8 protein-coding genes are annotated in these 7,839 nt (G+C 49.3%); 6 read left to right on the top strand and 2 right to left on the bottom strand.

What is annotated here, in order from left to right; all coding sequences use genetic code 11:
- Positions 1-219: 219 nt before the first annotated feature.
- Positions 220-576, bottom strand: coding sequence for a hypothetical protein (locus tag H561_RS0119020; RefSeq protein ID WP_027388434.1), 357 nt, complete (start codon positions 574-576; stop codon positions 220-222).
- A 204-nt stretch (positions 577-780) separates the two neighbouring features.
- Here H561_RS0119020 and H561_RS0119015 point away from each other — a divergent pair, with 204 nt between their 5' ends.
- From H561_RS0119015 to typA, 3 genes are all read left to right on the top strand, one after another.
- Positions 781-987, top strand: coding sequence for a bacteriocin-like protein (locus tag H561_RS0119015; RefSeq protein WP_027388433.1), 207 nt, complete (start codon positions 781-783; stop codon positions 985-987).
- 60 nt (positions 988-1,047) lie between these two features.
- The gene (locus H561_RS0119010; RefSeq protein ID WP_027388432.1) at positions 1,048-1,314 is read left to right on the top strand and encodes a DUF1294 domain-containing protein; all 267 of its coding nucleotides are present in this window, start codon (positions 1,048-1,050) and stop codon (positions 1,312-1,314) included.
- Between the two features lie 221 nt (positions 1,315-1,535).
- Complete coding sequence (gene typA, locus H561_RS0119000) at positions 1,536-3,341, top strand: translational GTPase TypA (RefSeq protein ID WP_027388431.1); 1,806 nt, start codon at positions 1,536-1,538, stop codon at positions 3,339-3,341.
- 145 nt (positions 3,342-3,486) lie between these two features.
- Here typA and H561_RS0118995 read toward each other — a convergent pair whose 3' ends face one another.
- Entirely contained in the window at positions 3,487-3,669 is a 183-nt protein-coding gene (locus tag H561_RS0118995) for a hypothetical protein (RefSeq protein WP_027388430.1), read from the bottom strand.
- Positions 3,670-3,688: 19 nt separating this feature from the next.
- On the opposite strand from H561_RS0118995, the gene H561_RS0118990 reads away from it, so the two are divergent.
- The 3 genes from H561_RS0118990 to H561_RS0118980 all read left to right on the top strand — a co-directional run bounded on the left by H561_RS0118990 (position 3,689) and on the right by H561_RS0118980 (position 7,568).
- Entirely contained in the window at positions 3,689-4,468 is a 780-nt protein-coding gene (locus H561_RS0118990) for a GLPGLI family protein (RefSeq protein WP_027388429.1), read from the top strand.
- 111 nt (positions 4,469-4,579) lie between these two features.
- Positions 4,580-5,704, top strand: coding sequence for a M23 family metallopeptidase (locus H561_RS23465; protein WP_051349455.1), 1,125 nt, complete (start codon positions 4,580-4,582; stop codon positions 5,702-5,704).
- Positions 5,705-5,978: 274 nt separating this feature from the next.
- Positions 5,979-7,568 carry a glycoside hydrolase family 10 protein gene (locus tag H561_RS0118980; RefSeq protein ID WP_034762823.1) on the top strand — a complete coding sequence of 530 codons (1,590 nt, stop codon included), beginning with the start codon at positions 5,979-5,981 and terminating at the stop codon, positions 7,566-7,568.
- Positions 7,569-7,839 lie beyond the last annotated feature (271 nt).

Genomic DNA, 7,839 nt, shown 5'->3' with positions numbered 1-7,839 from the left:
AATGACCATTAAACTTTTAGCGTTAAGCAAATTGAAAAGCAAAGGCCACTTAAAAAAGTTTAGTGTTTGAAGCGCGGCGGCAATAGTGATCAACAGACCAATAGCCAATCCGCGCAAGTTTAAACTTTTCAGCGCCGGCTCAATTTGTAGCGTTAAAAAGTTTTGAGGTCTTGAATTTTTGATTCTTTTGTTTCAAGACAAAAGAATATTATGGTTAAATCAATTCAAAATCCCGGAACTCTGTATCCGTACGCAATACTCATTCCCCAGGTACTGCGGGTCCCCGTGCTTCTCGGACCAGAACCCGTCCAGCACATCGGGGCCGATGCAGCGGTAGACGGCAGTGCCTTTGTAGACGGTATGGTCTTCGCCTTCATAACGGAAGTTGATGACCAGGATGCCGTCTTTATAAAAACCGGTGCCGTGTTGTTCGTGGTCGCCGATCAGCCATTCGGCAACGATGCGGCGGTTTTCGTCAAGCGATAACGTGAGGACCCCCTGGTAAGAGGATCGGCCCGGGGCTTCCTGGTTGCTGCCCTGGACCGTATAAATGCCCGGCAATTCTTCTAAAGTCATTGATGCTGTTCTATGAATTACAAATGTAGAAATCCTGTTTCAATTGACCTGAAATATTTTTCATTTTTATGGACTTATCGTATAAAACCGGGGCATTGAAATTTTTAACAAGATATTATTCATGCCATCATGAAATATCCGGAATAAATATTTTTTCCCCGGGTAATTTTTTATACATTTATCATTCAAACTAAAAGAAAGATCATGAAAAATTTAAAGAAGGTTTCGAGAACCGAAATGAGATCCATCCAGGGAGGGATTATCAGAGGAATGGTAAGATGTAAAAACCCGGACACCTGCGTAGTCCAGTGGGGATGGGGGACCGGCTCGTCTTCCAACTGTGCCGAATTTGACATTGTATGCGGAGAAGCGCCCCCTCAGGATCCGTGCGAAGTGATGATATGCCTGTAAATACGGTAAAGCAGGGAAGAGTGTTTTTTTAACACTCTTTTTTGTTTTAGATTTGTGCGGATGTTTTACGTACTGTTTACCATCAACCTTGTTACCTTTGTCGTTTTCGGGACCGATAAGCGGAAAGCCGTCTGGCACCGGAGAAGGATCCCGGAAGCCTGGCTGCTGGCCCTTATTTTTATGGGCGGAACTGCAGGGGCCATTGCAGGGATGTTTATCTTCAGGCATAAAATTTCAAAAAAATCATTTTTGCTGAAAACAGGTTTGGTTATCCTGGTTCAGGGGATCATCCTTTATTTTCTGATCCGGTCTTTTCCGGGATGGTGATCATCCGGCAGCCCCTGACCGCTGATGGTTGCGGCGTTTTTATTGAATTATTCATTTTCCGGACCTGGTTTTTTCGTGTAAATCCCATCCTCACGGCTCCGTATACGGGTGGCTGAAAAACAGGATGTTTTAATTTCCTCATTATGAATTTGTTAATAAATAAAACTTCATGGTGACTTTTTCATTAAATTTCACTATTTTTGCACCCGTAAAAATCTTTTATGCAAAACATTAGAAATATTGCGATTATCGCACACGTTGACCACGGGAAGACGACTTTGGTTGACAAAATCATCCACGCTACCAATATTTTCAGAGAAAATCAGGAGAGCGGGGAATTAATTATGGATAACAATGACCTTGAAAGAGAAAGAGGGATCACGATCTTATCCAAGAATATTTCTGTTACTTATAAAGGCACGAAAATTAACGTAATCGATACGCCCGGTCACGCCGATTTCGGTGGTGAGGTAGAGAGGGTATTGAAAATGGCAGACGGGGTTATTTTGTTGGTGGATGCCTTTGAAGGACCAATGCCGCAGACAAGATTCGTGCTTCAGAAAGCATTGGAATTAGGACTAAGACCCTTAGTGGTTATCAATAAAGTAGACAAGCCGAACTGCCGTCCGGACGAGGTTCACGACCAGGTATTCGACCTGTTCTTCAACCTTGAGGCGACCGAAGAGCAATTGGATTTCCCGACGTTCTACGGATCTTCAAAACAGGGCTGGTTCAACACTTCCCTGGAGCAGACCGAAGATATTTTCCCATTACTGGACGGTATCCTGCAGTATGTTCCTGCGCCTAAAGTGGCGGAAGGGCCGCTTCAGATGCAGATTGTTTCCCTGGATTTCTCTTCTTTCTTAGGAAGAATCGCGATCGGGAAAGTGATCAGAGGGGAGATCAAGGAATCCCAATGGATCGGACTGGCACAGGCCGACGGGAAAATCGTGAAAGGAAAAGTAAAGGAACTCTACGTTTTCGAAGGGTTAGGAAAGAAAAAAGTAACCGAAGTAAAGGCAGGGGATATCTGTGCCGTGGTAGGTTTTGACGCCTTCCAGATCGGGGATTCATTCGTAGACCTTGAAAACCCTGAACCGTTGCCGAGAACCGCGATTGACGAGCCGACGCTGAACATGACCTTCTCGATCAACAATTCACCGTTCTTCGGGAAAGACGGTAAATATGTAACGTCTAATCACCTGAAGGAAAGGTTGACGAAAGAGCTTGAGAAAAACCTGGCATTAAGGGTTGAACAGACTGCAGATGCCAACACCTTCCTGGTTTTCGGAAGAGGGATCCTTCACTTATCGGTTTTAATTGAAACGATGAGAAGGGAAGGGTACGAAATGACGATCGGACAGCCGCAGGTAATCCTCAGGGAAATCGACGGAGAAAAATGCGAGCCTTACGAATCTTTGGTGGTGGACGTTCCTGAAGAATATGCTTCTAAAGTGATCGACCTGGCGACCCAGAGAAAAGGGGACCTTCACATTATGGAAACCAAAGGGGAAATGCAGCACATGGAATTCGAGATCCCTTCAAGAGGCCTGATCGGACTGCGTTCCCAGATGCTTACGGCGACTGCCGGTGAAGCGATCATGGCACACCGTTTCACGGAATACAAGCCTTTCAAAGGGGCGATTCCTGGAAGAAGCAACGGGGTACTGATCAGCAAGACCCAGGGGCCTGCTACGGAATATTCTATTGCTAAATTACAGGACAGAGGGAAGTTTTACGTTGATCCGGGCGAGGAAATCTACGCCGGGATGATCATCGGGGAACAGAACAAACCGGGAGACCTGGTAGTCAACATCGTGGAAGCGAAACAGCTGAACAACATGAGGGCTTCCGGAAAAGACAAGGATACCGGTGTGGCGCCGAAAATCTTATTCTCCCTTGAAGAATGCATGGAATACATCCAGGGTGACGAAGCCATCGAGGTAACCCCGAACTTCATCCGTATGAGAAAGAAAATCCTTTCTGAAGAAGAAAGAAAAAGAATGGAAAGAGGCGCGAAAGCATAATCAGCCCATCAACATACAGTTCCCTGAAGCACACATGCAGCAGGGTCACTGATCAACTTGATATCCCTTCCGGCTCCGCGCCGGAAGGGTTTTTTTATGACGATTACAGCCATCAGACCCTGAATTTTCCTATTGTTGATCTGTATTATTCAGAAAGGGCGGCGGTGTATGGATAATGAATCATTTTATTTTGTATACTTGTAGTACGGATGGCCTTTACCTTATTGACCGTTACAATCCATTGCGATGAAAAAGCGAGCGCAGGGAATTCACGGCTCTGAAAAGTGAAGATGGCTTTACGGAACATTCCGTTTCCGCCATTCCGCATGATCTTTAGATTTTAAAAAATGAAGCTTACCGCAATTTTCCTCTTTCTGCCTTTGTTTCTCTTCTGCCAGTCCGAAAGGTTTATTTACGAATATACTTCGGTTAAGGATACGGTGAAGAATGATACGGTGAAAGTGGTGATGTACCTGGAAGTCTACAAGACGGGATCTGTTTTTTATGATATCGGGAACTACAGAAATGATTCAGTCGCCTATGCTCAGGGCGACAGGCTCAGTCAATTTGAAAACAGGGTGTATAAAAAATACCCCGGTTATGAGGTTGCCCTTATTACCTCAATACATCATGAGGTCTACAGCGTTTCCGACCCGAGAAAAATGGATTGGAAAATTTCGCCGGAAAAAAGGGAGATCAATACACTACAAGGCCAGAAAGCTACCCTGGATTTTGGCGGGAGGGTCTGGACGGCCTGGTTCTCAACGGATATTCCCATTGCAGACGGCCCCTATAAATTTCACGGCCTGCCCGGCCTTATTATACAAATGGAAGACCGCACCCGTACCCACCGTTTTGAGCTGGTTGCCGTTGAAAAAGCAGGCGGGGTCCTGGACAACAGGGCTCCCCACCATAAAGTATTGGCTGTGGACCAGAACAGGTACAGGAAATTATATAAGGAATACCGGGAAAACCCCGCCAAGGATATATCAGGAACCGATATCGTGGAGACCCAGGACGGTAAGACCGGTGCCGAGTTTAAAAGGAATATGGAAAAGTATTATAAAAACAGGATCAGGAGGGACCGGAATATTCTGGAAATTGATTTATTAAAGCCGGATCAATGATCTGATGAAAGACCGGCCGGAAATAGCGGTTTACGATCTTAAATATTCCTTATCCCACCGGTGAGACGGACCGCATGCCTGCTACGGCTGAGTTTTTGTATCCCTTTTACCATGAAAGCTTTACCCTCCTTATCCTGCCTGATCCTGATGCTGATCACTGCCACCGGCCTTGTCTCGTCCTGTGACGGGCTCAAGATGACGAAAAATATTTTTGAAACCTCCGAGCGGGCCCGGTACGAACGAAGCTTTTCCGGGGCCGACAGCCTGATGGTGCAGTGGAAAACAGCTTTTACGGCTGCCGCCGCCAGCCGGCTGAAAATACCGGACGGTACTTTGCTGACTGTGGCAGCACCCGGCCCCGGCGAAATGAATGCCGCAGGCTATTCCCTGGAACTGAAAAAAGGCGACCTTCTGGTGATTGAAGCCGTGGCCGCTGACCCAGCCGCTAAGGTTTTCGTAGATATGACGGAAGGTGATTCTACCACCGGTCAGCCCGAAAGCGGCATGCTTAAGAACAACCGGTTCACCGCATTCATTGAGAACAGCGGCCGGCATCAGGTGGTCCTCCAGCCGGAGATCGGGTACCGCGGGACCCTGGAACTTAAGATCTATACCCAGCCTTCCCTGGCTTTCCCGGTAGCCGGCAAGGCCAACCGCGATGTGCAGAGCTTCTGGGGCGCCAGCCGCGACGGCGGGGGGCGGAGCCATGAAGGCGTGGATATTTTTGCCTCCCGCGGCACGCCGGTGGTCGCCGTGGCGGACGGGTTCGTGGCCCGGACCGGAAACCAGGGGCTCGGGGGCAAGCAGGTCTGGCTCCGGGATCCGGCGCTGGGGAACTCCTATTATTACGCCCATCTCGACAGCGTGATGGCCACAGACGGCAAACCGGTAAAGACCGGGGATACCCTAGGCCGGGTAGGGAATACCGGCAATGCCGCAGGCGGGCCGGCCCACCTGCATTTCGGGATTTACACCTCGGGTGGGGCCACAGACCCGTATCCGTACCTCCGCCAGCGGCCGGTCCCTGCCACTAAAAACAGGGGGAAAGACCCGTCAGGGAACTTTATTAAATCCGGGACCACGCTCCGCACCGGGCCTGGGTCCCCATATGACCCGGTCATCAAAACAGAATCCAAAACCCCGGTTGCCATACTGGCGGGCACCGGATCCTGGTACCACGTCAGGACCCCGGAGGGTACGGAAGGGTTTGTATCCGCTGAAAGGGTACAGAAATGACAGGTATTGCACTATTATTACGGTCTTCTGCATTAACGGTCTTACTGTATAAAGCTAAGCTGCTCGCGTTGGTTTTTTAGACCATCGCATGTAACAGCCTGTAAAAATAGGCATGATCCGCATGATCTGCGGGACCTTATTTTTTTGCAATACAGGCAAACAGGCTCCGGATCAGTCATCACAGCCCTCTTAAAATCCTGATGCCTTCATATCGGGCCGTTAATTTTTAATGAAATGTAAAGAGGCTCTGAAAGATTAATATTATTTTTGCGCTATGAATATCAATATCCGGAATATAAATCAGACCCTCTTTTTTCTTTCCGCAGTGGCCCTGGCTTCCTGCGGTTCCCAAAAAGCGAATACAATTGTCAGTAAACCCGCCAGGGAAGCCGGGCCGGCAAAACCCGTTGCCGCAACGCCTCCCGTGGCCCGTCCGGCCGAAGAAGCATTCAGGACCAGCCTTCCCGAGATCAAAAGGGAATTCCGCGGCGCCTGGATTGCCAGCGTTGCGAATATCAACTGGCCTTCAAGGAACAACCTGACGGTCGACCAGCAGAAGGCCGAAGCCATCAGGATCCTGGACCTGCTGAAAGACAATAATTTCAACGCCGTGATCTTCCAGGCCCGGCCTTCCGCCGATACCCTATACACGAGTACGATAGAACCGTGGTCCTATTTCCTGACCGGACAGACCGGCAGGGCCCCGTACCCGAATTATGACCCCCTGCAGTTCTGGATCGAGGAAGCGCACAGAAGGGGAATGGAGCTCCACGTCTGGCTGAACCCCTACCGGGCCCACCACAGCAACGGCGGTTCCGTCAGCAGCCTGTCGATGGTGAACAAGCTCTCCGATATGGTGATCAGGCTGAAAAACGGCATGTACTGGCTGGATCCCGCCAACCCGAAAACCCAGGGCCATGTCTCCAATGTGGTAAAGGACATCGTGAAGAGGTATGACATTGATGCCGTTCATTTTGACGATTATTTTTACCCGTACGCCGCCTATAACAACGGGGCCGATTTCCCGGACCAGGCCAGCTGGAATGAATACACCCGGAACGGCGGTACCTTAACCCGGGCCGACTGGAGACGGGACAACGTGAACAAGTTCGTGGAAAGGATCTACAAGGAAATCCACGCCGAGAAAAATTACGTGAGGTTCGGGATCAGCCCGTTCGGGATCTGGAAGCCGGGCTATCCGCAGGGGGTGGTCGGTTCTTCCCAGTATGACGAACTGTATGCGGATGCTAAATTGTGGCTGAACAAAGGCTGGGTCGACTATTTTTCGCCGCAGCTTTACTGGCCGGTGGAATCCAAAGGGCAGCCTTTTGAGCCTCTGCTGAACTGGTGGAAGTCTGAAAACACAATGAACCGCCACCTGTGGCCGGGACTGAATACGGTGGAGGTCAAGGCTCCGGACCGCCCGGCAGAAATCAGGAACCAGATTGAGATCTCCCGGCAGGTACTGGGGAATGATGCGGGGGAAATCCACTGGAGCATGGCCGGGCTGACCAAAAATGCGAATATGCTTCCGGCCCTTAAAAACGGGCCCTATAAGGAAAAAGCCCTGGTTCCCAAAACGCCGTGGCTAAAGGCGGTACCGCTACAGGCGCCCACCCTGTTCATCAACGATACCGGAACGGCTGTGCAGGTCAGCTGGAGCACCAAAAACATCGGGCAGGTATTCCAGTGGGTGCTGTTCACCCAATACGGCGGAGCCTGGGAAACCGAGATCCTGACCCTGGATGAGCTGTCAAAAGAAATCCCCAGGTCCAGAAACGGCCAGCCCCTGAATGCGGTGGCTGTTAAAGCCGTTGACCGCCTGGGCAATGAAAGCGACTATACCGCGAAAAAAGTGAAATAGCGCCATCCGGTATTCTCCCTACTGAACATGAGTAAATTCCCCTCCTCCGGAGGGGTGGCAAAAATTCAGGGAATTTTTGACGGGGTGGTCAGATACAAACCAAATAACAATTACTTATTACATTATAACCTTTAAAATAACAATACAAGACCGGTTCATTTCCCTATGAGCCGGTTTTATTTTAGAATAACTATAAATTATAAGCTTAATATCCTTTATTTCAACAGGTTATAAATCGGGTGGGGTAGAGTGATCCGAAATACAGGGGTCT

Source organism: Chryseobacterium gregarium DSM 19109 (assembly GCF_000430845.1).
GTDB lineage: Bacteria > Bacteroidota > Bacteroidia > Flavobacteriales > Weeksellaceae > Chryseobacterium > Chryseobacterium gregarium.
Note: the sequence above shows the minus strand (reverse complement) of the source record. Positions and strands in the feature narration are given on the sequence as shown.

Bases quoted from the DNA above. Each gene is read 5' to 3' on its own strand.
- H561_RS0119020 (WP_027388434.1), bottom strand. From the start codon at position 576: ATGACTTTAGAAGAATTGCCGGGCATTTATACGGTCCAGGGCAGCAAC.
- H561_RS0119015 (WP_027388433.1), top strand. From the start codon at position 781: ATGAAAAATTTAAAGAAGGTTTCGAGAACCGAAATGAGATCCATCCAG.
- H561_RS0119010 (WP_027388432.1), top strand. From the start codon at position 1,048: ATGTTTTACGTACTGTTTACCATCAACCTTGTTACCTTTGTCGTTTTC.
- typA (WP_027388431.1), top strand. From the start codon at position 1,536: ATGCAAAACATTAGAAATATTGCGATTATCGCACACGTTGACCACGGG.
- H561_RS0118995 (WP_027388430.1), bottom strand. From the start codon at position 3,669: ATGCGGAATGGCGGAAACGGAATGTTCCGTAAAGCCATCTTCACTTTT.
- H561_RS0118990 (WP_027388429.1), top strand. From the start codon at position 3,689: ATGAAGCTTACCGCAATTTTCCTCTTTCTGCCTTTGTTTCTCTTCTGC.
- H561_RS23465 (WP_051349455.1), top strand. From the start codon at position 4,580: ATGAAAGCTTTACCCTCCTTATCCTGCCTGATCCTGATGCTGATCACT.
- H561_RS0118980 (WP_034762823.1), top strand. From the start codon at position 5,979: ATGAATATCAATATCCGGAATATAAATCAGACCCTCTTTTTTCTTTCC.